Annotated in this window: 26 protein-coding genes; 10 read left to right on the top strand and 16 right to left on the bottom strand. The window is 32.9% G+C overall.

What is annotated here, in order from left to right; translation table 11 throughout:
- Window positions 1-79: 79 nt before the first annotated feature.
- The 6 genes from HGK31_RS01080 (at window position 80) to clpX (ending at window position 5427) form a co-directional block, all read left to right on the top strand.
- Window positions 80-793 (top strand): pyridoxine 5'-phosphate synthase, encoded by a 714-nt coding sequence (locus HGK31_RS01080; RefSeq protein WP_191858139.1) that lies wholly within the window; start codon window positions 80-82, stop codon window positions 791-793.
- Window positions 793-1557, top strand: coding sequence for an alpha/beta fold hydrolase (locus HGK31_RS01075; RefSeq protein WP_191858138.1), 765 nt, complete (start codon window positions 793-795; stop codon window positions 1555-1557). Before HGK31_RS01080 ends, HGK31_RS01075 begins: the two co-directional genes overlap by 1 nt.
- Window positions 1558-1596: 39 nt before the next feature.
- Window positions 1597-1947: a phage holin family protein gene (locus HGK31_RS01070; RefSeq protein ID WP_104734750.1), complete on the top strand. Its 351-nt coding sequence runs from the start codon at window positions 1597-1599 to the stop codon at window positions 1945-1947.
- 76 nt (window positions 1948-2023) lie between these two features.
- Complete coding sequence (gene tig, locus HGK31_RS01065; protein WP_191858137.1) at window positions 2024-3352, top strand: trigger factor; 1329 nt, start codon at window positions 2024-2026, stop codon at window positions 3350-3352.
- A gap of 138 nt (window positions 3353-3490) precedes the next feature.
- A complete protein-coding gene (gene clpP, locus HGK31_RS01060) occupies window positions 3491-4165 on the top strand; it encodes an ATP-dependent Clp endopeptidase proteolytic subunit ClpP (RefSeq protein ID WP_104734748.1) in 675 nt (224 codons plus the stop codon).
- Between the two features lie 29 nt (window positions 4166-4194).
- Entirely contained in the window at window positions 4195-5427 is a 1233-nt protein-coding gene (gene clpX, locus HGK31_RS01055) for an ATP-dependent Clp protease ATP-binding subunit ClpX (RefSeq protein ID WP_104734747.1), read from the top strand.
- 48 nt (window positions 5428-5475) lie between these two features.
- Here clpX and HGK31_RS01050 read toward each other — a convergent pair whose 3' ends face one another.
- The 5 genes from HGK31_RS01050 to HGK31_RS01030 form a co-directional block, all read right to left on the bottom strand.
- A complete protein-coding gene (locus HGK31_RS01050; RefSeq protein ID WP_104734746.1) occupies window positions 5476-6156 on the bottom strand; it encodes a lycopene cyclase domain-containing protein in 681 nt (226 codons plus the stop codon).
- On the bottom strand, window positions 6157-6612 hold the full coding sequence (locus HGK31_RS01045) for a sterol desaturase family protein (protein ID WP_191858136.1): 456 nt from the start codon (window positions 6610-6612) through the stop codon (window positions 6157-6159).
- A gap of 27 nt (window positions 6613-6639) precedes the next feature.
- A complete protein-coding gene (locus tag HGK31_RS01040) occupies window positions 6640-7476 on the bottom strand; it encodes a phytoene/squalene synthase family protein (RefSeq protein WP_104734745.1) in 837 nt (278 codons plus the stop codon).
- On the bottom strand, window positions 7473-8942 hold the full coding sequence (locus HGK31_RS01035) for a phytoene desaturase family protein (RefSeq protein WP_191858135.1): 1470 nt from the start codon (window positions 8940-8942) through the stop codon (window positions 7473-7475). The genes HGK31_RS01040 and HGK31_RS01035 overlap by 4 nt, the downstream gene beginning before the upstream one ends.
- A 132-nt stretch (window positions 8943-9074) precedes the next feature.
- Window positions 9075-10505 carry a fasciclin domain-containing protein gene (locus HGK31_RS01030; protein WP_191858134.1) on the bottom strand — a complete coding sequence of 477 codons (1431 nt, stop codon included), beginning with the start codon at window positions 10503-10505 and terminating at the stop codon, window positions 9075-9077.
- A 151-nt stretch (window positions 10506-10656) separates the two neighbouring features.
- Between HGK31_RS01030 and HGK31_RS01025 the strand changes: the two genes are divergently transcribed.
- Window positions 10657-11529 carry a MerR family transcriptional regulator gene (locus HGK31_RS01025; RefSeq protein ID WP_191858133.1) on the top strand — a complete coding sequence of 291 codons (873 nt, stop codon included), beginning with the start codon at window positions 10657-10659 and terminating at the stop codon, window positions 11527-11529.
- 226 nt (window positions 11530-11755) lie between these two features.
- On the opposite strand, the gene HGK31_RS01020 is transcribed toward HGK31_RS01025, so the two are convergent.
- Window positions 11756-13270, bottom strand: coding sequence for a GH3 auxin-responsive promoter family protein (locus tag HGK31_RS01020; protein WP_191858132.1), 1515 nt, complete (start codon window positions 13268-13270; stop codon window positions 11756-11758).
- A gap of 43 nt (window positions 13271-13313) precedes the next feature.
- Between HGK31_RS01020 and HGK31_RS01015 the strand changes: the two genes are divergently transcribed.
- Entirely contained in the window at window positions 13314-14108 is a 795-nt protein-coding gene (locus tag HGK31_RS01015) for a DUF2797 domain-containing protein (RefSeq protein ID WP_191858131.1), read from the top strand.
- A 57-nt stretch (window positions 14109-14165) separates the two neighbouring features.
- On the opposite strand, the gene rpsU is transcribed toward HGK31_RS01015, so the two are convergent.
- From rpsU to HGK31_RS01000, 3 genes are all read right to left on the bottom strand, one after another.
- Entirely contained in the window at window positions 14166-14360 is a 195-nt protein-coding gene (rpsU, locus tag HGK31_RS01010; protein WP_104734739.1) for a 30S ribosomal protein S21, read from the bottom strand.
- A 39-nt stretch (window positions 14361-14399) separates the two neighbouring features.
- Complete coding sequence (locus HGK31_RS01005) at window positions 14400-17045, bottom strand: AsmA-like C-terminal region-containing protein (protein WP_191858130.1); 2646 nt, start codon at window positions 17043-17045, stop codon at window positions 14400-14402.
- A gap of 85 nt (window positions 17046-17130) precedes the next feature.
- Window positions 17131-17835, bottom strand: a complete 705-nt coding sequence (locus HGK31_RS01000) for a queuosine precursor transporter (RefSeq protein WP_191858129.1) — start codon at window positions 17833-17835, stop codon at window positions 17131-17133.
- Between the two features lie 72 nt (window positions 17836-17907).
- On the opposite strand from HGK31_RS01000, the gene folK reads away from it, so the two are divergent.
- Window positions 17908-19041, top strand: a complete 1134-nt coding sequence (gene folK / locus HGK31_RS00995; protein ID WP_191858128.1) for a 2-amino-4-hydroxy-6-hydroxymethyldihydropteridine diphosphokinase — start codon at window positions 17908-17910, stop codon at window positions 19039-19041.
- A 105-nt stretch (window positions 19042-19146) separates the two neighbouring features.
- Window positions 19147-19626 carry a GyrI-like domain-containing protein gene (locus HGK31_RS00990; protein ID WP_191858127.1) on the top strand — a complete coding sequence of 160 codons (480 nt, stop codon included), beginning with the start codon at window positions 19147-19149 and terminating at the stop codon, window positions 19624-19626.
- 1 nt (window position 19627) lies between these two features.
- On the opposite strand, the gene HGK31_RS00985 is transcribed toward HGK31_RS00990, so the two are convergent.
- From HGK31_RS00985 to HGK31_RS00955, 7 genes are all read right to left on the bottom strand, one after another.
- On the bottom strand, window positions 19628-20410 hold the full coding sequence (locus HGK31_RS00985) for an energy transducer TonB (protein ID WP_191858126.1): 783 nt from the start codon (window positions 20408-20410) through the stop codon (window positions 19628-19630).
- A gap of 288 nt (window positions 20411-20698) precedes the next feature.
- Window positions 20699-21202, bottom strand: coding sequence for a hypothetical protein (locus tag HGK31_RS00980; RefSeq protein WP_191858125.1), 504 nt, complete (start codon window positions 21200-21202; stop codon window positions 20699-20701).
- Between the two features lie 107 nt (window positions 21203-21309).
- Window positions 21310-22482, bottom strand: coding sequence for a DmpA family aminopeptidase (locus HGK31_RS00975; RefSeq protein WP_191858124.1), 1173 nt, complete (start codon window positions 22480-22482; stop codon window positions 21310-21312).
- Between the two features lie 63 nt (window positions 22483-22545).
- Window positions 22546-23205, bottom strand: coding sequence for a class I SAM-dependent methyltransferase (locus HGK31_RS00970; RefSeq protein ID WP_191858123.1), 660 nt, complete (start codon window positions 23203-23205; stop codon window positions 22546-22548).
- A 37-nt stretch (window positions 23206-23242) separates the two neighbouring features.
- Window positions 23243-23449 carry a helix-turn-helix domain-containing protein gene (locus tag HGK31_RS00965; RefSeq protein WP_104734729.1) on the bottom strand — a complete coding sequence of 69 codons (207 nt, stop codon included), beginning with the start codon at window positions 23447-23449 and terminating at the stop codon, window positions 23243-23245.
- Window positions 23450-23452: 3 nt separating this feature from the next.
- The gene (locus HGK31_RS00960) at window positions 23453-23986 is read right to left on the bottom strand and encodes a DUF2975 domain-containing protein (RefSeq protein WP_223115293.1); all 534 of its coding nucleotides are present in this window, start codon (window positions 23984-23986) and stop codon (window positions 23453-23455) included.
- A gap of 97 nt (window positions 23987-24083) precedes the next feature.
- Entirely contained in the window at window positions 24084-24620 is a 537-nt protein-coding gene (locus tag HGK31_RS00955; RefSeq protein ID WP_191858122.1) for a TrmH family RNA methyltransferase, read from the bottom strand.
- Window positions 24621-24622: the final 2 nt, after the last annotated feature.

The following is a 24622-nucleotide window of genomic DNA, read 5'->3' as shown; positions in this document are numbered from 1 at the left end:
AATGAACATGCAAATTAATTAAAAAATACTACATTAAGCCTTAATGAGTTTGTATTTTTGTATTTCAAAAAATAAGATAATGACAAAATTAAGTGTAAACATAAACAAGATAGCTACATTAAGAAATTCCAGAGGAGGAAACGAACCAAATGTTGTTAGGTTTGCTCAAGATGTTCAAAGGTTTGGTGCTGAAGGTGTCACTATTCATCCAAGACCAGATGAGAGGCATATTCGATATCAAGACGCTTTCGATTTGAAATCTGAAGTTTATACTGAATATAATATAGAAGGGAATCCAATTGAGAAATTTGTGAAAATGGTTTTAGAAATAAAGCCAACACAAGTCACATTGGTGCCAGATGCTGTTGATGCGATTACAAGTAATGCAGGCTGGGATACTATTACAAATAAAAGTTTTCTACAAGAGACCATTCAGGAGTTTAAAAGCAATGGTATAAGAACTTCAATATTTGTTGATCCTGTTTTAAAACAAATTGAAGGCGCCAAAGAAACGGGAACTGATAGAATAGAGCTTTATACCGAAGCCTTCGCGCACCAGTATAGTTTAGGTAATAAACAAGCAATTCAACCTTATACTGAATGCGCTATTTTGGCTGATAGTTTAGATATTGGCGTAAACGCTGGTCACGATTTATCTTTAGATAATATTGAATTCTTCAAGCAAAATATTCCTAATCTGTTAGAAGTATCTATTGGTCATGCGTTAATTGCTGAAAGTTTGTATTTAGGAGCAGAAAATGTAATTCAAATGTATTTAAGAAAGTTAAAGTAATGGAATTATACGCCAATGTTTTGGGAGAAGGCAAGCCATTTATCATACTTCATGGTTTTTTAGGAATGGGAGATAATTGGAAAACCCTTGGACAACAATTTAGCGAAATAGGCTATGAGGTACATTTAGTTGACCAACGCAATCATGGTAGAAGTTTTCATGATGATAACTTTAGCTATGAAGATATGGTAAACGATTTAAAACATTATTTAGAGACTAATGATCTAGATGATATCGTGCTTTTAGGGCATAGCATGGGAGGGAAAACAGCTATGTTGTTTGCAACTCAATACCCTGAAATGGTAAACAAGCTACTAGTTGCAGATATTTCACCACGTTATTATCCCATTCATCATGATACGATTCTTAATGGGTTGAGTAGTTTTGATTTTGCAGAATTGAAGAGTAGAGGTGAGGCCGATAAACAATTAGCACAATACGTTTCAGACTTTGGAACAAGACAGTTTTTGCTGAAAAATTTATATTGGAAAGAAAAAGGTCAATTAGCATTACGCATGAACCTAGATGTGCTAAAGGAACATGTAGCAGAAGTAGGTGAATCTCTGCCAATGCACGCTAGATTTGAGGGAAATACTTTGTTTTTGCGAGGTGATAAATCAGAGTATATTGGTCACCAAGACGAAACAATTATTAAAAACCATTTTACAAATTCAAAAATTGTAACGATTGCAAATGCTGGTCATTGGTTACATGCTGAAAACCCTGAAGATTTTTATGATGCTGTTGTATCATTTCTGAATTAAAATAATTCGTATCTTTTTAGAAATTAAAAAATTCAAAATATGAGAATTATTCTTAAGGTATTGCTCACGGCTTTGGCCGTTGTTTTGTTGTCAAAATTACTATCTGGTGTTTCTGTTGATGGTTACACAACAGCTATTATTGTTGCGGCAGTTTTAGGACTGCTCAATATTTTTGTAAAACCATTATTAGTATTGTTTACATTGCCTGCCACCATTTTAACACTGGGTCTATTTCTATTTGTAATAAACGCATGTATTATACTTCTAGCCGATAATTTAATAAGTGGTTTTACGGTGAGTAGTTTCTGGACAGCTTTATTATTTAGTATCCTTTTAACCATCTTACAATCTATATTTTATTCGGTTTTGGGAGACGAGAAAACAGACTGAAATACAATACGTTAAAATACTTTGTTGGAGTGTAAAAAAAGTAGTAGTTTTGCACTCCAATTTTTATAGTTAGAAAATGAATATTACAAGAGAAAACATTGATGCTTTAAATGCTGTAGTAAAAGTAGATATTGCAAAAGAAGATTATAGCGACAAAGTTGAAAAAATCTTATCAGATTATCGTAAAACAGCTAACATTCCTGGTTTTAGAAAAGGACATGTGCCAATGGGAATGGTTAAAAAGCAATACGGAAAAGCTGTATTGGTTGATGAAGTAAATAAATTACTTCAGGATGCATTGAACAAATATTTAACTGAAGAAAAGTTAGACGTTTTAGGTAATCCTTTACCAAAACCTCAAGACGATTTGGATTGGGATGCTGATAAATTGTCATTTGAATTTGAATTAGGTTTGTCACCTGAATTTGAGGTGAATTTGGAGCCTAAAAAGGCATTCACACATTATAATATTGTTGCTGGTGATAAAATGATCAATGATCAAGTTGAGAATATCCAAAAACAATATGGGAAGTTAATTTCTCAAACTGAAGTTTCAAAGGATAGTGAAATAACTGGAGTTTACAAGAACGAAGAACGCGAAATTGAAAATACAGTTACATTAACTTTAGATAAATTTAAAGGTAAAACCACTGAAAAGAAATTTGTTGGTTCTAAAGTAGGTGATGTCATTGAATTAAAAACAAAAGGTCTTTATGCTGATGAGCATGAACTTATGCATGCTTTAAAGTTGTCACACGATGATGTTCACGGGTTAGATATTCCAGTAACTTTTGAAATCACCGAAATTAATACGCGTGAGTTAGCCGATTTAGACCAAGAATTATTTGATAAATTGTTTGGTAAAGGTAAAGTGACATCAGTAACTGAATTAAAAGATAAGATTAAAGAAGATGCTGAAAAGCAATTTACCCAACAATCGGATCAGAAGTTATTGAACGACGTTACTGAATATTTAGTGGCAAACACCAAATTTGATTTACCAACTACATTCTTACAAAAATGGATGCAAACAGCTGGTGAAAATGAGTTGACTGAAGAGCAGGCAAAAGAAGAATATGAGAAATCTGAAAAGAGTTTACGTTATCAGTTAATTGAAGGTAAATTAATTACTGATAATGATATCAGGGTAACCATGGATGACATTAAAGATCATGCAAAAAACATGATTAAAGCTCAAATGGCACAATTTGGTCAAATGAATCCTTCAGATAAAGAACTAGAAGATATTGCAGCACGTGTGTTATCTAATCAAGAAGAAGCACGACGTATGTCGGAACAAATTATTAGTCAAAGACTTTTGGCACTTTACAAGGAAAAGGCCAAGATAAAAACTAAAGAAATCACTTATGACGATTTTGTTAAAGAGGTTTATGGTGATAAGTAATAATCAATATATTCTATAAAAAGCAAGGTTAGACTTGTGTAAACCTTAACAAGCTTTTAAAGAATAAATCCTTATATTTAGGCGCTGAAACACAAAAATTCAGCGCCTAATTTTTTACATAAAAATTTAAAAATAACTATGGATTACGCAAAAGAATTCGAAAAATTCGCAATAAAAGATCAAGGGATTAGTAGCACATATTATAATAAGATTATTAGCAGTATGTACCCGACAAATCTAACTCCAAATATCATTGAAGAACGTCAAATGAACATTGCTATTTTTGATGTGTTTTCACGTTTAATGATGGATCGTATTATTTTTCTTGGTACAGGAATTAACGATCAAGTGGCTAATATTATTCAAGCTCAATTATTGTTTTTAGAGAGTACAGACTCGACAAAGGACATTCAAATTTATATAAACTCACCAGGCGGAAGCGTTTATGCTGGGTTAGGTATTTATGACACCATGCAATTCATTAAGCCAGATGTTGCAACGATATGTACTGGTATGGCAGCATCAATGGGAGCTGTGTTGCTCTGTGCAGGGGAAAAAGGGAAGCGTAGTGGGTTAACGCACTCGCGTGTTATGATACACCAACCACTTGGCGGTGCTCAAGGTCAAGCTAGTGATATTGAAATTACTGCAAGAGAAATCCTTATTTTAAAAGAAGAATTGTATAAAATAATAAGTAAGCATTCAGGTCAGGATTACGACAAAGTATATGCTGATAGTGATCGTGATTATTGGATGAAAGCTGATAAAGCGAAAGAATATGGCATGATTGACGAAATATTAGTGCGTAGTTAATCGTTACATAAAACACAGAAATTAGATTTATGGCAAAGGAAGATTTAGAATGTTCATTTTGTGGTCGTAAAAAGCCAGAAACCAATTTATTGATTGCCGGATTAGATGCGCATATTTGTGATAGGTGTATTGAGCAAGCTCATGGTATTGTTTTAGAAGAATCAAAGCAAAGCGATAACAGTGATTTGTCTGCCGAATTAATGTTGCGTAAACCTCAAAAAATAAAGAGTTTTCTAGATGAATACATTATAGGGCAAGAAGCTACAAAAAAGGTAATGTCTGTTGCAGTTTACAATCACTACAAAAGGTTATTGCAACCGCCAACGGATGATGATATTGAAATTCAAAAAAGTAATATCATAATGGTTGGCCAAACAGGAACAGGAAAAACCTTGATGGCAAAAACAGTTGCAAAAATGCTTAATGTGCCACTAGCCATTGTTGATGCTACGGTTTTGACTGAAGCTGGTTATGTAGGCGAAGATGTAGAGAGTATCTTAACACGATTATTACAAGCCGCTGATTATAATTTAGAAAAAGCTGAAAAAGGTATTGTGTTTATTGATGAGATTGATAAAATTGCTAGAAAGAGTGATAATCCTTCCATAACAAGAGATGTTTCAGGTGAAGGTGTTCAGCAAGCTTTATTAAAGTTATTAGAAGGAACAACAGTGAATGTACCGCCAAAAGGAGGTCGTAAGCATCCAGATCAAAAATTTATAGAGGTTAACACGGAGAATATTTTATTCATAGCAGGTGGTGCTTTTGATGGAATTGAAAAAGTAATATCGAAGCGTTTAAACATGCAAGCGGTTGGTTATAGTGCTTCTATGTCTGATGAACGCGTAGATCAAGATAATTTATTGCAGTACATTATTCCTAAAGATTTAAAGGATTTTGGATTAATACCTGAAATTATTGGTCGTTTACCTGTACTAACCTACATGGATCCTCTAGATGCACAAACCTTAAGAGCTATTCTAACTGAACCTAAAAATGCCATTATTAAACAATACAAAAAGTTGTTTGAAATGGATGATATTGAATTTAGTATTACTGATGGTGCATTAGATTTTATTGTTGAAAAAGCTATAGAGTATAAATTGGGTGCTCGTGGATTACGTTCTTTATGTGAAGAGATTTTAACTGATGCCATGTTTGAAATGCCAGGAAGTGATGATAAAGAACTGAAGGTTACTAAAGCGTATGCTGAAGATAAGATTACCAAGACAACCCTCAAGAAATTGAAAGCAGTCTCATAAGAAATTAGAAAATAAGATATTGAAAGCCACTTGTAAAAGTGGTTTTTTTTATGCTTTGGAATTGAAATAATCAAACAATTGAATATTCATAAAAATCAAGAGTAACCCATATATACTATCTTCAATTGGGATGTTGAACAATCTGATACCTAAATTTTCAGTGTCATTATACCAAACAATCGGATCAACAAGAAAACTACCTGTTAAAATACCATTGCTCAAAAGGAAGAAAGGTAGAATACATAAATAGCTTAAATAGTAATAAGATAAATTTATTTTTCTAAATGCCAAGTAGCTTAAATAAGCACTGGTACTAAAAAAAGTTATTGAAGTATAAAGTTTATTATAATTTAATATAGCTGCAATAAATAATACTATTATCAAGCTATAATTTATAATTGGAAAAGTTTTGTCAAACAGATTTTTCTTAAATAAATATTGAAATGTAAAATAGGTAAACACACAGCAATAGGGAATACATATAAAAAACAGGACCTCTTCTAATGGTAAATTTAATAAGTAGATTCCCGTTAAGTAATATTCATTAAAACCCCAAACGCCAATTTTAGTAAACCAATAATCCCAGATTAAGAATATAATAGCAACTATTAAACTAGCTTTTATAAAAGCAAACCACTTTTTATAAAATGCATGTTTAGGATAGAAACTGGCAATTAAAGGGATGCTCACACATGCCAGATTAACTAACAAGTAGGTGTATGATTCCATTTATTTGTACTGATCGTGAAATTTTTTAGGCACATACAACATTCCAAAACATTCACCATCTTCTTTATCCAAATGTTTGTGATGTACTTTGTGGGCTTTACGTAATCCTAATAAGAATTTATTTTTTGTGTTTTTAAACCATTTAAAACGTTGATGAATGAGAACATCATGAATTAAAAAATAAGTTACGCCATAGAAAAATATACCCAATCCAATAAAGAATAAAAAATTGAGTTCAGGAACAAGACCGAAATAGAATAATAAAATACTAGGTATGGCAAAAATGACAAAAAAAGCATCATTCTTTTCAAAAACGTGAGGGTATTTGGGTTGATGATGGTCTTCATGTAAATACCATAAAAATCCATGCATCACATACTTATGAGTCAACCAAGTGATGAGTTCCATAATTGAAAATGTAGCAACTGTTATTATGATATATAGTATAATCTTCATATTGTAAGTTAAGAATTTAATTAAACATTAAAAAGCATGAAATTTATAACGAATGTAAGATTTGGTTAGAATAAACAATTTAATGCCATTAGAAATTCGTATACGCTCATTTAATATTTTTTTTGAGTCAGCTTTTTTTAGTTTTTTAAGTAATTTCAAATAATACCTATATGCTATGTAAACACCTAATTTACTTTCCATTGGTAATTGTATAATACCGTTGTAGGCTTCTAGTAAATCTACCTCAATATCTTCAATGATTTCTTGTTTAGTTATGTTGTCTAGGTTATTATGCGATAAATTTGGAAAATACGAACGTCCCAGTTTTTCAGTATCGTCCTTAAAGTCACGTAAAAAGTTTATTTTTTGAAAGGCTGATCCTAAATGCTTGGCAGATAATTTTAATTCATTAAACTTGTTTTCATCATTGTTTACAAAAACGCGCAAACACATGAGACCAACAACATCTGCCGAACCATAAATGTAATTTTCATAAGCTTCTTTCGTGTCATATTCTGTAATATACAAATCAGATTCCATACGTTTTAAAAAGTCTTCAGCATAGGTTTGCAAATGGTATTTATGAACCACTTCTTGAAATGAATTTATAATAGGATTCAAACTTATTTTACGCTCCAAAGCTTTGTGATAATCTACCATAAAATCATTAAACAGTTCTTTTTGATTGTAATGTTCAAATGAATCAACAATTTCATCGGCATAACGTACAAAGCCATAGATGGCATAAATAGCAGGTCTGATTGAAGGGGCAAATAGTTTAATTCCTAATGAAAATGATGTGCTGTAGGCGTTGGTTACAACCTTACTGCACTTTAAACTAGATGTGTCAAATAATGCTTTCATTTTTGATGATATTTTTTTATTAAATCACTCACTATTTTGCCTGAAATAAGTGATGGTGGTACACCTGGTCCTGGTACAGTAAGTTGTCCACAGAAATATAGGTTATTAATTTTTTTGCTTTTGAGTTTCGGCCTTAAAACATGTGTTTGTAATAGGGTGTTTGCCAAACCATAAGCGTTGCCTTTATAAGAATGATAGTCTTCTTTAAAGTTATTTACGCAGTAGGATTCTTTAAAAAGAATATGCTCTTTTAAGGATTCTCCAGTAATTTTTTCAACACGTTGTATGAGTTGAGAAAAGTAATGTTCTCTAATGTTATTTGTATCCTCAATATCTGGAGCAATAGGGATTAAGAATATACCAGATTCCTTATTTTGTGGAGCACTAGAGTCATCAGTTATACTTGGGAAGCTTGCATAAAATAGTGGTTTTTCAGCCCATTTTTTTGTGTCATAAATAGTTTTGGCATGCTCCTCAAAGTCAGTATCAAAAAATAAGGTATGATGTGAAACGTTTTTTAGTTTTTTATTAAAACCAACGTAAAAGAGTAATGCTGAAGGCGCAAAGGTCTTTTTGTCCCAGTAGGTCTCAGAATATTGCCTGTAATTTTCAGGTAATAGAGATTCGGTATGATGATAATCTGCACCACTCAAAAGAATATCGCATTTCAGTAAACCGTTATTAGTATTTACTCCTGTTACTTTTTTATTATATAGTTCAATATTGGTTACTTCACTATCTGTTATGATGTTTACACCAAGACTTTTAGCTAACGTTGTCATGGCTTTAACTACTTCATACATGCCGCCTTTGGGATGCCATGTTCCAAGTTTAAAGTCAGCATAATTCATGAAGTTGTAAAATGAAGGCGTGTTACTCGGTTTAGCTCCAAGGAATAGTACTGGGAATTCTAGTATTTTTCGCAACTTTTCATTTTTAACATAACCAGATACCTGATTTTTAATGGTTAGTATAAACTCATGCAGTTTTAGAAATGTTTTGCCATTGATGATTTCAAGTAAGTTCTCGCCAGGCTTATAAACCAAATCTTTTATTGCGATATTATAATTAGCATGTGCTTTATCAATAAATTTTTGAAGTTTGTTGCCACTACCAGATTCAATAGCTTCAAATGTTTTTTTTATGTCATCAAGGTTGTCAGAAATACTTATGGAGTCATTTTTACCAAAATAAATTTGATAAGCCGGATTGAGTTTCTCTAGCTTGTAATAATCTGATGTCGATTTATCAAAATCATTAAAGAAACGTTCAAAAACGTCTGGCATCCAGTAAAATGTCGGTCCTATATCAAAAACAAACCCATCTTTTTTGAATTGTCTGGCACGTCCGCCAACGGTTTTATTCTTTTCAAGAACGGTAACTTGATGGCCTTGCTTTGCTAAATAACATGCAGCAGATAAGGACGAAAATCCAGAGCCAATAACAATAATTTTACTTGAGTTCATTCTTTTAAATTTACAATAAATTTTAATTAAGCAAACCGGTAACCAAAATTAGCTACCGGCTCACTATCTAACTAACTTAAAACAACTGAAATTAGTCCGTTTTAAATTGTCTATATCTATTAGTAAAATCTTTTAGTTTGGTAACATTACTTTGTTAAGAACGTGAATGACACCATTAGATGCTTGCACATCAACTGCAATCACACCGATATCTGTGGCGCCAGAACCGTCTGTAATATCAGCAATATTATCGCCTGTGCCAGGTACGTTTAAAGTAAATACACCTCCTTGGAGAGACGTTACTGGGTTGGCGCCTACCATTAAATCACCAGAAGTCACATTAGCTTCGCTAGCTACATGATACAATAATACAGTTGTTAATGTTGCCTCATCAGGTACGCCTCCTAAATCTTCAATTAGTGCCTCAAAAGCACCATTGGTAGGCGCGAAAACCGTATAATCTGGATTAATGCCATCTGCATTGCTACCTGTAGTTCTAGATAAAATTTCAGCAAAATCAGTTCCTGGAGTTAAGTCAGTTAATGCCGAAACAAGCGTAGAAAAGTTAGGATCTGCGGCTGCAAATGTCACAACTGTTGGTAAGCCAATAACAGCGTCAACAGCATGGATAATTCCATTAGTTCCAACAACATCTGCTTCAGAAACAGTTGAGATTCCATTAAACATGACACCACTGCTAGTATTGTAATATAAACTCATGGCATTTCCACCAGCTCCTGTAGCCGAAGTCATGGTGTAACCTGCTCCAGCATCAATTAAAAATTCTGAATCGATAGCGCCACCTAAAACATGATTTAATAAAATTTCTCTTAAAACTGCAGTATCCACACTTCCTATGGGAGTACCATCAAGAAACGTTTCAAAAGCATCATTATCTGGTGCTAAAACTGTGTATGGACCATCTAATCTTAAATCGGACACTAAATCACCGTCAGCAGCTCCTAAAGCTGTCACCAAACTAGTAAATGATGGATTGTTAATAGCATGATCTACAATATCTGGTAAACCTAGTACACCATTAATAATGTGTATGGTTCCATTGGAGGCATTGATGTCTGCTGTTGTTACTGTACCTGCGTTATTAAACCTTACGCCATTAGAAGTATCAAAAAAGATACTTATTGGTAAGCCAACACTACTTGTCGCACTACCAGAAGCATATCCTGCTCCCATAGCTGTTAAATCACTAGAAGTAACATCAGCCATAATAACATGGTTTAAAAGCACTTGTGATAGTACATCCGTTGGAACATCATCAAGAGATGCAAATCCGTTTTGATTTAAAAAAGCTGTGAATGCAGCATTAGTTGGAGCCAATACCGTGAATGGTCCATCACCATTTAAAACAGCAACTAAATTGCCATCTGCTCTTGTAAGGGCAGCTACAAGAGTTGAAAGTTCTGGGGTTTCCAAAGCAATTTCAACAATATTCTTTTGTTGAGGGCTTGGGTTCGACGGAGTCGAATTGTCGTCGTCACTACTGCAAGATAAACTTAAAAAAGCAATACTTACAAATAGCAATAATAATTTCGTTGTTTTCATTTTGTCTATTGTTTTATGTTTAAGATTGGACAAATATATAAATAAATTTGTTATTGTCAAATTAAAATAAAAAAAAATTGGACAAAAATTTCTTTATGATTTCTTGAAAAGTGAATTATTTTGTATAACTTTGCATTGTAAATTATTAGACATGAGTAAATATACAATGGCACAAATAGTCACTTTAACTGGTATTAATGCTCATACTTTGAGAAAATGGGAAACCCGTTATAGTATTATTGATCCAGAGCGAACAGATACGAACATCAGATATTATTCAGATAGTCAATTAAAAAAACTATTGAATATTAGTTTATTGACAAAGAATGGTTTTAGAATATCTAAAATTGATAAAATGTCTGAAACCGAAATTCACGATGCGGTTACGAGCCAAATAACTGACGAAAATCATGAAGTTGAAATAAATGCACTTATTGCTTCTATGTTAGACATGGATGAGATGGCTTTTGATAAAGTTGTCAAGGAGCAGATTGTAAAAAGAGGTCTGCTAGTGACAACTGTAGAAATCATTTATCCATTTCTAAATCAGGTTGGAGTACTTTGGGGTGTTGATAAAGTTATGCCAGCTCAAGAACATTTTATTTCAAGCTTGATTAAGAAGCGTTTTTTTTCATCCATTGATCAATTGTCTTATCCCAAAGAAAATGCTAAATCAATTGTGATGTTTTTAACGGAGTACGAACATCATGAATTGGGTTTGCTCTTGGCATATTACATTGCTAGAGAAATGGGTTGGAAAGTCTATTATTTAGGTCAAAATGTACCTGTCATAAATTTAAAGCAAGTCATTCAAGATGTAAATCCTGATGCGATGCTTACCATGTTTGTGACGCCTATACATAAAACGGTACTACCTAAAGTAGATGATTTGTGTTCTTATTCTGATATTCCGCTGTGCGTTTCAGGTAATCCTGAGAATTTAGAAGAAATTATTGAAGATAATCGTGTGACTTATTTATCACGACCAGAAGATTTTATAGAGTTTTTGAAAAAGGAAAATTAACGAGTTAGTTGAAAAAAAAGCCACTCATTTGAGTGGCTTTTTTATTAGGTTGTATGGATGTTAATTAATAATTCAACATTATGATAAATTATCTTGTTTAAGATTAATAGCTCTGTAAAACTATACTATTTTCTGTAAGAAAAAAATGACTGAAAAGATTTTTAGACCAACTAACATTTAATCTCGTTAAGTGTTTTTTGAAAACAAATATCTTCGTTTAAAAGCATTAGCAATTAAGCTTAAGAAGGTCATCTAAATAATCTCTTGTGTTGGAAAGTCTTGGCACTTTATGTTGGCCACCTAATTTATTATGTTGTTTTAACCAATCATAAAAAAGTTGATTTCTAGCTATATGAATAGTTGGTTTGTTTAGTGTCATATTATTGTAGCGTTTGGCTTCATAATCCGAGTTTAACGCTTTTAATGCATTGTCAAATAATTCATTGAAATAATTGATATCTTTAGGTGGTGTTTTAAATTCAATAAGCCACTCGTGTGCACCTTTTTCGTTGCCATTCATAAAAATAGGTGCTGCTGTATAATCTACAATCTCGGCTTTGGTTTTTTTGCAAACTTTTTTCAAGGCGTCTTCGGCATTTTCAATAATGAGTTCTTCCCCAAAGGCATTGATATGATGTTTTGTGCGTCCAGAAACTTTAATGCGATAGGGATTGGTTGATGTAAATCTAACTGTATCACCAATTTTATAGCGCCATAATCCAGCATTTGTCGTAATTATTACTGCATAGTTTTTATTGGTTTCAACTTCGCTCAAAGGAATAACTTTCTCATTTTTTGTTCCATACGTATCCATTGGTATAAATTCATAAAAAATACCATAATCTAACATGAGTAGTAATTCGCTAGATTTATTCTGGTCTTGTATAGCAAAAAAGCCTTCAGAAGCGTTATAAATTTCGTAATACCTAAAATCTTTTTTTGGCAATATTTTTTTGTATTGATCCACATAGGGTAGAAAACTAACACCTCCATGAAAGTAAACTTCTAAATTTGGCCAAATATCAAAAAGATTATCCTTACCGGTTTTTTCTAAAACATTATTTAATAACACCAGCATCCAAGAAGGAACACCTGCCAAACTTGTAACATTCTCCTGAATGGTTTCATCAACTATAGCTTGCATTTTTTCTTCCCAGTTACTCATTAGAGATACCTTGCTACTCGGTGTGCTGCTAAACTCGGCCCAGAAAGGCATGTTGTCTATAAGTATAGCTGAAAGATCTCCAAAAACGGTTCCATTTTCTTTATAAAGTTCCTTGCTGCCTCCTAATCGCAGACTTTTTCCTGTAAATAATTGTGAGTTTTCATTATTGTTTAAATACATACAAAGTAAGTCCTTACTCGCTGCATAATGACAATCTTCAAGAGAGTCTTGGCTCACAGGAATGAATTTGCTTTTTGCATTAGTCGTGCCACTGGATTTCGCAAACCACTTTATGGGTTGTGGCCAGAAAATATTGTTTTCACCTTGTCGAGAACGTTCAATTAGTTCGTGATAATCTTCATAGGTTGAAATGGGAATTCTGTTTGAAAACGTCTCATAATTTGTTATCGATTCAAAATCATATTTTTTCCCAATTTCAGCGTCTTTTGCCTTTAATAGTAGATTGTTTAGTAATTCGGTTTGAACTTCGTTAGGGTATTTTAAAAACAAATCAATTTGATGAAATCGTTTTTTTAAAAACCACGAAGCAATAGAATTTACTATAGGAATTGGCATATTTGCATTATCTTTAAAAAAACTAAAAATAATACTTTTTTTTATGACCTACCAAGGTGTTTTGACAAAAATGGAAACTGAATTTTTGGAACCCATTCAGTACTATTTGGTGTTTGAAAACGATTTTATTAATATAAATCAATTATTGAATAAAACCATTGAAATTGAATTTGTTGGTTATCAATGTTTAAATTGTGGTTTAAATAAGCCAATTTACCGACAGGGTTTTTGTAAAAGTTGTTTTTTTGATATTCCTCAAGCTGCCGATTGGATTATGCGTCCAGAATTAAGTACAGCGCATTTAGATAAGGAGGATCGTGATTTAGAATACGAAAAGAAAGTGCAACTGCAACCACATATTGTATATCTGGCAAATAGTAGTAATGTAAAAGTGGGTGTTACCAGAAAGAGTCAAGTGCCTACACGTTGGATCGACCAAGGGGCTCATGAAGCTATAGAAATTGTTGAGGTTCCTAATCGCTATCTAGCAGGTATTACAGAAGTAGCTTTAAAGGATCATGTAAGTGATAAAACCAATTGGCGAACTATGCTGAAAAATGACATTCAAGATGAGAATCTGGTTGAATGGCGTGAGCGTTTAAAGGATTATATTCCTGAAGAAGCTTCTGATTACTACATTGCCAACAACACGGAAACTAATTTGAATTTTCCGGTTGAAAAATATCCAGAAAAACCAAAAAGTTTAAATCTGGAAAAGGCAAAGATTTATAACGGAAAATTAGTGGGCATTAAAGGGCAGTACTTAATTTTTGAGGATCAAAGCGTTTTTAATATTCGCTCTAACGAAGGTCTCGTTGTAAATATTAAGGTAGTCTAAATAAAAAAACACGCTTTTTTATTAAAAGCGTGTTTTATATATATTTTAAGCAAATGCCTATATGTCTTCAGCGTCTCTTAAACCTTGAATATAAGCTGCTTTTTGTATTTCTCTTCTTCGTTTAACTGAAGGCTTAGTGAAAAATTGCTTTTCTCTTAAATTCTGCATAACCTTAACATTTCTATGCTTACGCTTGTAACGTTTTAATGCACGTTCTATATTTTCACCTTCTTTAATTTCTATTCTTAACATAATTCGTTTTAAATTTTAAGGACAACAAAGTTACTATTATTATTTTAAATTAACAGTATCTTTCTTTTGTTTATTCTTATTTAGTAAACCACCAAGTATGTTTTTTATGGTTTGTTCTGTATTGGGTGTATTTGTTTTTGTGGTGTCTGTTTTTATAACAGTAGAGTCTTTTGGTGTATTGGAATTTCCAGAATTACCAGTCATGACATCGCTTAAAATATCTTTTATGGTATTTTCTCCTTGACTTAAAAGTTTTTGCTTTTGAATCTCAACGAGTTGTTTCATGAGTTTGGAAACACCGGAAGTTAAATCGGTACTAACTTTAGGGTTCGTAAAAGAGCCTGCAATATTGGCCGAAATAGGTATGCTTATTTTGTTGACTTCTGGATCGTTTATTTTACCTATTAAGCGGTTTACATCACTTCCTAAATATTTAGCAGGTACGTTGAAAACCAAATTGTAATCCAGTGATTTATCAAAACCATGACTTCCTGCAATACCAATGTCAATATCTTTGTATTTTATATAAAATGGTTTAATATTAACCTTACCATTATCAAACGTTAAATTGGTCTTTAAATCTTTTAAATCTAATTGGTTAAAATCAATAAAGTTGAGGTTAGATTCCAATGCCGTCAATAATTTACTGTTTTCAGCATTTAATTCCCGAGTTAAAACTTCAGCAAAAGCGTCACCTGAAACAGTTTGCAAATCTGGAGAGAAGGATTCATTTAAATCTCCTTTTAAGTTGATGGTGGTGTTCAATGTACCATCTAAAATTTTTGCAATAGGTGCAAGATTTTTTAATAAATCAAGATCCGTAAATGATTGTGCAATATCAAATCCATCAGCTCCCAAATTAATATTAAATGATGGTTTTGTACCCTGTGTTGAAACATCGCCAGATATAGACATTTTACCGTCAAATATATCTGAAGTCATATTGCTTAAAGTTGCTTGTTGATCTTTAATGACCAATTTACCAACAACATTCTTTAAACTGAGGTTATCATAAACAACAGTTTTAGCATTGGTATTTATAGTACAATCAAGAAAATCTGGTATTTTCAATGATTCACTATCTGCCGTTGTCTTGTTTTTTTCTTTGGCTTTATCATCAGCTTCCATAAAATCACTGATTAAAAACTGTTGGGAACTAACATTAAAATTACCTTGAAGCTTTTTATCACTTAATAAATATCCTAACAAATTATTAATCGAACCCGTTGCGGCCAAATCACTACTTCCGGTCTTGGCATTAAAACTGTTTAATGAAACGGTGCCTGGTTTAAAGGTCATATCGGCATTAGAAATTTGAATAGGGTTTACCATGTCTTCTGAAGAGTAAGTAAAACCAGTAATTGAAGCCGTTCCTGAGTTTTTTATTCTGCTGTAGGCATTTGTTTCAATAGCCTCCATATCAAAGGCTGTATTAAGTTTTGTTTTAAGAATACCGCTTAAGTCTTGATCCAAATTTATTGGATAGGCTTGTTTCAGATTTGATAAGTTTAAAACACCGTCAATATCAAGATTAACCAGCATATTATCTGTAATATTTTTAAGTGTACCTGATGCTTTAAAGACATCTTGGTCAATTTTAAAATTTAAAGCATTTATGTCTACGTAGGTTTCATCGGTATTACCAGTTGTGTTTTTGATAGCTACATCAATATTGATATTCTCTACACGTTTTGCTAAATCTGGATATTTAAACGAAGCGTTGTTGGAGTTGATTTTTATATCTAAATTAGGAATTGAGTTATCTGTAATCTCGCCCTTTACCATACCATTTAATTTAAAATCACCTGTTGTTTCCACATTTTCTAAATCTTTACTATAGGTTTTGGGAATAACAGCTAGGAAATCTTTAAACGTCGAACCTGGATTTTCAAACGTAATATCAATTAATTGACCGTTTTCAATTTGTTGAACAAACCCATTAAATGTAATTGGTAATTGATTAATGAGACCTTTGTTTTCTTTAAAGGTGTATTTATTTTTGTTTAAATCTAAATCAATTAAGGCATCTAGTTTTAGCTTATTATTATCTAAATAATTAGTGCTATCTATGTTTAAACTGATTTTTCCTTCAGTTTTTGTATCCAGTTCAGAAAGCTCGCCTGAAAAAGTTCCTTTTCCATTGTGGTTTAATTCGGTTATAAAAAAAGAGGTGTTCGATGATTCGTCTATATAAGTTATGGCACTATTGTTTATACTGTAGTCCTTGACATCAAATGTAAAACCTTGTGCATCAGAACTATCATTGTTTTTAGTTTCAGATTCCTTTAAAATATCATAATTTACATCACCAAGTGTATTGGTTTTAAGAGTCAGAAGTGTTTCGTCTAAATTAATCGAGTTGATAGTAAGAGGTTGATCACTTGAGCTTTTGAAAACTTCTTTTATTGGCATGGCAAGTGAAATGGATTTCGATGTTGCTAATGTTTCTCCTTCAAAAGGTTTAAAATTTGTAATAACCAAATCATTGATATCAACTTGTGCATTTGGAAAACTTCGAATGAAGCTTAAGTTAACTGAACTAAAAGATACTTTGGCATTTAGATTTTCGTCGGCATAGCGTTGGACTATTTTTTCTATTTGTGATTGAAACACAAAAGGGATTGCCAATAAAATTGCTAAAATGATGAGTATTGTTATTCCAATAATTTTAAATGCTTTTTTCATAAGTGATAGTAATCGGTTTGTAGGTATATACGTTTGTTGAGATTGATTAGACTTTGAATGTCAGAAGTTTAATAAAACTTTAATACTAAATAAGACTAATCTCTTCGTTGATTTTCAAATTAAATCTTTTTCGAAACAGATATGTGCTCAAATACAAAAAAGGTGTGTCCAAAACCGCAATAAGGACTTTAAAAAGAAATCCTGCCACTAATAAACCGAGAAATTTGTCCCAAGCTATAATTTGAAATGAGCAAAGTAGCAATAAAATGGTGCAAGTATCAACAAATTGCGAGAAGAACGTAGAAAAGTTATTGCGTAACCACAAATGTTTCCCTTTAGTCAGGTTTTTCCAAAAATGATAAATTTGAATATCCACAAATTGCGCAAACAAATAAGCCAACATACTAGCCATAACGGCTATGGCAGTGCTTCCAAAAACAGTTGTAAAAAGTTTATCGGACACTGGAGACCAGGAAGTAGCAGGAACTGCATTGGCTGTATAAATAATTGCCATAGAGAAAATAGAGGCAAATATTCCTGTAATTACAACTTGGTTAGCTGCTTTTTTTCCGTAAATCTCACTAATTAAGTCTGTTATTAAAAAGGTGATAGGATAAGGTAATATTCCAACTGATATTTCAAATAATTTAGTATCAAACACCTCTACTTCTAATGGATACCAATAAAAAAACTTCTGAAATATTAAATTTGAAACAACCAATGAGGTAATAAATAAAGCGGCTAATAGGAGGTAGATACGATGTGCGAGAAGTTTATCTTTTACGGTCATTGAAAATTGTGAATAAATAGGCTTTGTAAATATAAACTATTAAATTTTCTTTTAGTTATTTTGGCCTGCGCTATGAGTCAACAAAATACCGTTTATATATCATTAGGGAGTAATCAAGGGGATAGGTTAAAAAATCTTCAAGAAGCTGTTGATGCTATTTTTAAGAAAGTAGGCCACGTACAACTTATAGCCAAGGTTTATAATACACCTGCATTAGGTTTTGAAGGTCCTGATTTTCTAAACACCTGTTTGGTGGCTTCAACAGAGAAGTCTGCTCAAGAGGTATTAGAAAATTTATTGGAAATAGAAACCAAAATGGGTCGTGAGCGCTTAAAATCTGGCGGCTACGAGTCACGCATTATTGATTTAGATATTCTGCTTTTTAACAATGATATTATTCATACCAAAGCGTTAATGGTGCCTCACCCACAAATGCCTAACCGGAGATTTGTTTTACAACCCTTATTTGAAATTGGACCAAAACAAGTACATCCAACTTTAAATCAAACCATTTCAGAATTATTAGAAAAATGCGAAGATAAAAGCACACTTGAACCAATAAATATTTGGTTAAAAAATCCGAGTAAGAAATTTAATTTATCACAATACAATTACATAGCTATTGAAGGGAATATTGGAGCAGGCAAGACGAGTTTAGCTACAAAAATTTCAAACGATTTCAATGCGAAACTCATATTGGAACGTTTTGCAGATAATCCGTTTTTACCCAAGTTTTATGAAGATGCAAAACGCTATGCCTTTACGTTAGAAATGAGTTTTCTGGCTGATAGATATCAGCAAATTAGTGACGATTTATCTCAACTGGATTTGTTTAAGGATTTTATTGTTAGTGATTACGATATTTATAAATCGCTTATATTCTCAAAAATCACCTTGCCAGAAGATGAATTTAAACTCTACAGACGTTTGTTCTATTTAATGTATAAAGATATTGCCAAGCCTGAATTGTATGTGTATTTATATCAAAACACAGAGCGCTTGCAAGAAAACATAAAAAAGCGTGGTCGCGATTACGAACAAAATATTGAAAACGATTATTTAGATAAAATAAATTCTGGGTATCTGGAATTCTTAAAGAATCAAACCGAATTGAATGTGAAAACTATTGATATTTCGGATAGGGATTTTGTAAAGAATCGTGAAGATTATCTGTGGATTTTAAATGAGATTTGTAATAAATCATAAGTGAAGTAATTCGCAAATCTTTTTGAGATGTTTCGACAAGCTCAACATGACAAAATTATTTAACTGTCATTTCTGCGTAGGCGGGAATCTATAGCAAGTAGTATAATGAACTATAAATTGGTGAAGTCTGAAGACGTTTTAATGATTGGCATGAAAGCCCAAATGTCATTTCAAAATATAAATGCGGAAACAGGAAAGTTAGCACGCTTATTTATGCCGAGACGTCATGACATTCAAAATCGTGTAGGGACTCATTCGTTTTCACTTCAAAATTATAATCATTTTGATTTTAAAGCATTCTACCCATCAATTACATTTGAAAAGTGGGTAGGTGTTGCGGTTTCTGATGCTTCTAGTGTTCCTGAAGGCATGGAATTGTTCACTATTCCAGCTGGAAATTATTTGGTTTTTAAGTATCAAGGTTCTGCTCAAGGCTTTCCGCAATTTTGGCAACACCTGCATGGAGACTGGTTCCCAAATTCAGAATTTGAATTAGACAACAGACCGCATTTTGAAAAATTACCTGAAGGCTATAATCCTATGGATTCAAACGCTAATGAGGAAGTTTGGGTACCAGTAAAGTGAATTAGCACATATCCGCCAATCCAAATGACATGACTAACTCTTGGTCAACCGGATTGCCGTCTTGATTTTTTGCTGGAATCCAATTTCCAGGTGCATTCTTAATGAGTTCCTTTAATTCTAAATCTAATTGTGGATATCCCGTGGTTCTGTCTAGATTCACGTTTTCCATGATGCCGTCCTTTGTAATGGTGAAGGACACTTTAACCGCTTGTAATTTCTTTTCATCAATAAAACGTGAGTCTTTAGATTTGTTTTCCTTTAGGTATTTTAATAGAGCCTTGTTTCCTGCTTCATACGATGCTTGCGTTTCAGGAACTACGGTATAATGCGGATTAAAATCGTGATGCTCAGAGTCATAATTCTGATAAAGCGCTTTCATTACAAAATGTTTTGAGTAACCTATAGATTGTAATAGTTTTAATTGTTCGCTTGTGAGGATTTCTTCTGTACCATATTCACGCATATGGGTTCGCTTATCGTTTATAACTAAAATAAGCTCTGTAGCAAGTAGTTTTTTAATTTGGTTTTTGTCTTCAGCCGAAATGAAATCGTAGATTGATGTTGCGTTTTCAATCTTACTTTTTTTAATGCTCTCAAAACGTGATCCAACATAAAAGAAAAACTCTAATGGTTTTTTGTCTGCAAAACTAACTGGCGTATTTGGTAAGTCTTTTTTAACTTCTGTTGTTTTGACTAAAACTTTAGAATCTCGATTTATAAAACTGTAGGCAGCTAAACTAACGGTTACTGCAATTAGACTAAAAATAATTAGACGCTTTTTCATGGGTTTTGTTTTTTACGTTTAGTCAAATGTAGCGGTAAGACTTCCTTATTGCGGTATAAAAACTGTCAAAAAAGTGTCAAATGTTTGTGAATGCTAATGAAATGGGAGTTTAAGAAATTGTAGTTTCGTTTACGGTTTGGCTATGCGCAGTGCGGTTCTAGAAGTTCTTACTTGTCCACCTTGCACAAACGGTAGCCAAAGCTGCGTTTTGTGTTTTTCAATTTATTCAACAAAAACGTCAAAGCGGAGCTTTGGCGGAATAGAAGCTCTAAACTTTCGGTTATTCCTTCAGCCCGCATTGCGTATAGGTTTTGTTGTGTGCTGGCTTTTTTTTCTTTTTCTAATTGTCCTGATAATTAATGGTGTCAATCCGATTAATAAGCTCAATTCCGAAACAAGGTTGTAATTCAAGTCATTCCAATGGAGACTTACAATTCCATCATCACACATTGTGCAAGAAATCACTCTTAAGTTTCCGTCAATCCAAGTGTAAACAACCGCAGTTGCAATAATTAAAATGGTCGAAATTCCCGTCCAAATAATAGCCCTATTTAAAGTCAGTCCTTTCAAACAATACCAAAGAGTCAGAACAGCTAAACCGAAGGTCAAATAGTAAATTGGATCGAGGTTAATTATTATGTGTTTTCCGTGGAATTGAAAAGCATTTCCTGTCGTCCATTGATAAAAATTTCTTATCACTTGACGAACCTGTCCAACGGTAAACCAAGCAATTAGAACTCCTGTCAAAAAACTAAATAGTCCAAATAATATGTTCGATAGGTTTTTCGTCATTTTTTAGCTTGCATACAACGTTTTGATATGAATCCGTTTTAATGATTCATATCTACTGTAAACGAAGTTAGCTTTTTTAACGGTTAGAATCAAGTTAAATTAGGTGTCTATTCTTTAATACGGTTATATTTTTTTAAAGTTTCAATTAAAAGGTCATGAGGTATGCCATAAGCCTTGTTGTTGTTAATGCCTTCCATAGTTTCGGCTGCTATCATGGCATTAATTATGGCTTCTTCAACAACATTAACGGTTGCATCAAATACAGGAAATAATTGGTCGTTAGGGTAGGTTTCAACCCTTGCAAAATCGTCACGATTAAAGGCTTCTTCATTGGCAGTTGAAAAAGCTATAAAAATATCTCCAGAGCCATTACTGCCGCGTCCACCAACCAATCCAACACCTAATGGAATGCGTTGTGCTACACGTTTTAATTGGTGCGGTAACAGTGGAATATCTGTCGCTAAAACAATAATTATGGAGCCATCACCTTCTTGTCGTCTAGATTTTGGTGGTGCTTTATACACATAATTTAAAGTGTCTTTTAATTCAACACCTACTGGCACACCTGCAATGGTGAGATTTCTTTTCGCACCAAAGTTAGATTGTACCAAAACACCAATGGTATATTCTTTTGGTCCAACTTTTATAACGCGTGATGATGTTCCTGTGCCGCCTTTGTAACCCAAACACATCATACCAGTTCCGCCACCAACATTACCTTCAGCTATTTGCCCAGTTTTGGCATCCTCTATAGCTTCCAGTACATGGTCTTCTTTTACATGAAAGCCATAAATATCATTTAAAAAACCATCGTAGGTCTCTGCAACAACAGGATAGGTGTACCACCAATCTTCGCCTTTATACCAATCGTTGTCAACATAATATTTTAATACAGCATCACGAACTACGCCAACGCTATTGGTATTGGTAATCATAATAGGTGTTTCTAAAAAACCAGATTCGGTAATCCAAGTGGTTCCAGTCATTTCGCCATTACCATTTAAGCTGTACCAATTGGCATAAACAGGACTAAATTTTTTGGCTTTGCCTCTTGGGAAAATGGCAGTCACACCAGTTCTAACAGGACCTTTGCCAACAATGTTTTCACCTTCACCAGAAATTATGGTGCTATAGCCAACTTCTACACCTTTTACATCTGTTATGGCATTAAATTCTCCGGTTTCACCTTTAAACGGAATGCCTAAATCTCTAGCTCGTGTTTGTCCGAAACTAAAAAAACAAGCGAGTACGAATACTAAAATAAAAAGGTTGGTTTTCATGATTTTGGTTTTAATTCTACGCTAACGAAGTTAGGCTTTTTATGTATTTAAAACCAAAGTAATTTAAAACGTTGTATAGAGAATAGTTTTTATACAGCCGTTTTCATTAGGCAAAATATGCTCGTGTAAAACGGTTTGATTCTTAACTTTTAAATGAAAGGGAGGTTTTATAAGGTCAACACCACTATTGTGTTTAAGCCGAATGCCTTGGCCAGAAATAATGTCTTTGTTAGAAGTGAATTTACCTGATGGTATATGCTCCGTAATAATGATGTATTTATAATCGACTATTTTTTGAATTATATGCTGTATTTCTGAATTAGATAAGTGTTGCAAAACTTGACGGAGTATTACACAGTCTACGGGAGGGAGTTTATCTTTTGAAATATCTAAACAATGAAATTCTAAATGTTCTTCATGATAAAGCTTTTTATTTCTTTCAATGAGGTTATCAACAATATCAATGGCTATATATTTTTTGGTGTAAGGTGTGAGCTGTTTTCCTATATTAAAATCGCCACAACCCAAGTCGCAAACCTCTAATGTGTTTTGATATGATTTTAAAAATGATATGACTTTTTCTAGATAAGGTTTTATAATTTCAGGTTTGTGAGAACCTTCACCAGAATAAAAATCAAAATCGTGCCCACCCCAAAGATGCTGGTCATAGATTTGTTCCATAACGGCTTTGGTTGGCCAGGGTTGTTTGTACTTCTTACTCATAATTGTCATTTCTGCGTAGGCAGGAATCCATTAGCTGTTAATCGTTTTCAAATTCCAAAATATCACCAGGTTGGCAATCCAAGGTTTTGCAAATCGCTTCTAAAGTACTAAAACGAACGGCTTTGGCTTTACCTGTTTTAAGTATAGAAAGGTTTGAGAGCGTTACACCAACACGTTCAGAGAGTTCGTTTAAAGACATTTTTCGCTTCGCCATCATGACGTCTAAATTTACAATTATGGGCATAACTTAAATGGTTAGTTCGTTTTCAGTTTGAAGGTCTATGCCTTTTTTGAAAATAACAGCAATAATATAAATTATAGCTGCCATCAAGATAAAGGCTTGGCTATCTGCCCAAAACGTATTTAGAATTTCGGTATCATACCCTTTGTGTTGTAAGTTTTTAGCAGTCTGAAGCCCAATATAACTCAACAACCCAATTGAAAAGGTGTAGTAACTAATTAGTGAAATCTTCTTAGAGACAAAATGATTAAATGGTTTTGACAGGTCAATTTTGGTTACCAACACAATGACTTGATAAAATAAAATAGCCTTAAGAATGGATATGATTAAGATAAAACTATACATGCTAAAATAAGCCCACTTACTACGGTCATACATTTGGCTTAAATCTAACTTTTGATACAGATTTTGCACAAATTCAGGTTTGAAAAGACTAAAAATAAAGTTTACAATAAGGCCTCCTGCCTCAATGCATAAACCTACAAAAATGATCCAAGCAACAATTTTTAAGAAGTTGAATACGAAATTATTTGTTTTCATAATAACTCAATTTAAAATAACAGGACAAATAACGATAAATATTTATTGATAAACAATAAAAATATATTAAAATTTAATCAATCGAATTCAGAGGGCTTTATGTTAGGGTTTGGATTTTACTGAAAATATCCCAAATCACAACACCACAACTTACAGAAATATTCAACGAATGTTTGGTGCCGTATTGTGGAATTTCTAAAACAACATCGCTGACAGAAACAACGTCTTGTTGCACGCCTTTGACTTCGTTACCAAATACCAATGCGTATGTTTTATTAGGTTCTGGGTTGAAATTATTTAGCATGGTGGCATTATCAGCTTGTTCAATTGATGCTACGTGAATACCTTCCTCTTGTAATTGCTTAACTAAATCCATAGTGTTTTCTACATATTCCCAGTCAACCGTATCTGTGCTGCCTAAAGCTGTTTTATGAATATCTTTGTGCGGTGGTTTGGCGGTTATACCACAGAGGTATATTTTTTCTATTAAAAAGGCATCACTTGTTCTAAATACTGATCCAATATTGTTTAAACTTCGAATGTTGTCTAAAACAATAATAATTGGTGTTTTATCCGTGTTTTTAAATTCGTCAACACTCAATCGGTCCAGTTCGCTATTTTTTAATTTACGCATGT

The organism is Hanstruepera ponticola (assembly GCF_012931685.1).
In the GTDB taxonomy this organism is placed as follows: Bacteria; Bacteroidota; Bacteroidia; order Flavobacteriales; family Flavobacteriaceae; genus Hanstruepera; species Hanstruepera ponticola.
The sequence above is the reverse complement of the archived record's forward strand: the minus strand, read 5'-3'. Positions and strand labels throughout refer to the sequence as shown.

Bases quoted from the DNA above. Each gene is read 5' to 3' on its own strand.
- HGK31_RS01080 (WP_191858139.1), top strand. From the start codon at position 80: ATGACAAAATTAAGTGTAAACATAAACAAGATAGCTACATTAAGAAAT.
- HGK31_RS01075 (WP_191858138.1), top strand. From the start codon at position 793: ATGGAATTATACGCCAATGTTTTGGGAGAAGGCAAGCCATTTATCATA.
- HGK31_RS01070 (WP_104734750.1), top strand. From the start codon at position 1,597: ATGAGAATTATTCTTAAGGTATTGCTCACGGCTTTGGCCGTTGTTTTG.
- tig (WP_191858137.1), top strand. From the start codon at position 2,024: ATGAATATTACAAGAGAAAACATTGATGCTTTAAATGCTGTAGTAAAA.
- clpP (WP_104734748.1), top strand. From the start codon at position 3,491: ATGGATTACGCAAAAGAATTCGAAAAATTCGCAATAAAAGATCAAGGG.
- clpX (WP_104734747.1), top strand. From the start codon at position 4,195: ATGGCAAAGGAAGATTTAGAATGTTCATTTTGTGGTCGTAAAAAGCCA.
- HGK31_RS01050 (WP_104734746.1), bottom strand. From the start codon at position 6,156: ATGGAATCATACACCTACTTGTTAGTTAATCTGGCATGTGTGAGCATC.
- HGK31_RS01045 (WP_191858136.1), bottom strand. From the start codon at position 6,612: ATGAAGATTATACTATATATCATAATAACAGTTGCTACATTTTCAATT.
- HGK31_RS01040 (WP_104734745.1), bottom strand. From the start codon at position 7,476: ATGAAAGCATTATTTGACACATCTAGTTTAAAGTGCAGTAAGGTTGTA.
- HGK31_RS01035 (WP_191858135.1), bottom strand. From the start codon at position 8,942: ATGAACTCAAGTAAAATTATTGTTATTGGCTCTGGATTTTCGTCCTTA.
- HGK31_RS01030 (WP_191858134.1), bottom strand. From the start codon at position 10,505: ATGAAAACAACGAAATTATTATTGCTATTTGTAAGTATTGCTTTTTTA.
- HGK31_RS01025 (WP_191858133.1), top strand. From the start codon at position 10,657: ATGAGTAAATATACAATGGCACAAATAGTCACTTTAACTGGTATTAAT.
- HGK31_RS01020 (WP_191858132.1), bottom strand. From the start codon at position 13,270: ATGCCAATTCCTATAGTAAATTCTATTGCTTCGTGGTTTTTAAAAAAA.
- HGK31_RS01015 (WP_191858131.1), top strand. From the start codon at position 13,314: ATGACCTACCAAGGTGTTTTGACAAAAATGGAAACTGAATTTTTGGAA.
- rpsU (WP_104734739.1), bottom strand. From the start codon at position 14,360: ATGTTAAGAATAGAAATTAAAGAAGGTGAAAATATAGAACGTGCATTA.
- HGK31_RS01005 (WP_191858130.1), bottom strand. From the start codon at position 17,045: ATGAAAAAAGCATTTAAAATTATTGGAATAACAATACTCATCATTTTA.
- HGK31_RS01000 (WP_191858129.1), bottom strand. From the start codon at position 17,835: ATGACCGTAAAAGATAAACTTCTCGCACATCGTATCTACCTCCTATTA.
- folK (WP_191858128.1), top strand. From the start codon at position 17,908: ATGAGTCAACAAAATACCGTTTATATATCATTAGGGAGTAATCAAGGG.
- HGK31_RS00990 (WP_191858127.1), top strand. From the start codon at position 19,147: ATGAACTATAAATTGGTGAAGTCTGAAGACGTTTTAATGATTGGCATG.
- HGK31_RS00985 (WP_191858126.1), bottom strand. From the start codon at position 20,410: ATGAAAAAGCGTCTAATTATTTTTAGTCTAATTGCAGTAACCGTTAGT.
- HGK31_RS00980 (WP_191858125.1), bottom strand. From the start codon at position 21,202: ATGACGAAAAACCTATCGAACATATTATTTGGACTATTTAGTTTTTTG.
- HGK31_RS00975 (WP_191858124.1), bottom strand. From the start codon at position 22,482: ATGAAAACCAACCTTTTTATTTTAGTATTCGTACTCGCTTGTTTTTTT.
- HGK31_RS00970 (WP_191858123.1), bottom strand. From the start codon at position 23,205: ATGAGTAAGAAGTACAAACAACCCTGGCCAACCAAAGCCGTTATGGAA.
- HGK31_RS00965 (WP_104734729.1), bottom strand. From the start codon at position 23,449: ATGCCCATAATTGTAAATTTAGACGTCATGATGGCGAAGCGAAAAATG.
- HGK31_RS00960 (WP_223115293.1), bottom strand. From the start codon at position 23,986: ATGAAAACAAATAATTTCGTATTCAACTTCTTAAAAATTGTTGCTTGG.
- HGK31_RS00955 (WP_191858122.1), bottom strand. From the start codon at position 24,620: ATGCGTAAATTAAAAAATAGCGAACTGGACCGATTGAGTGTTGACGAA.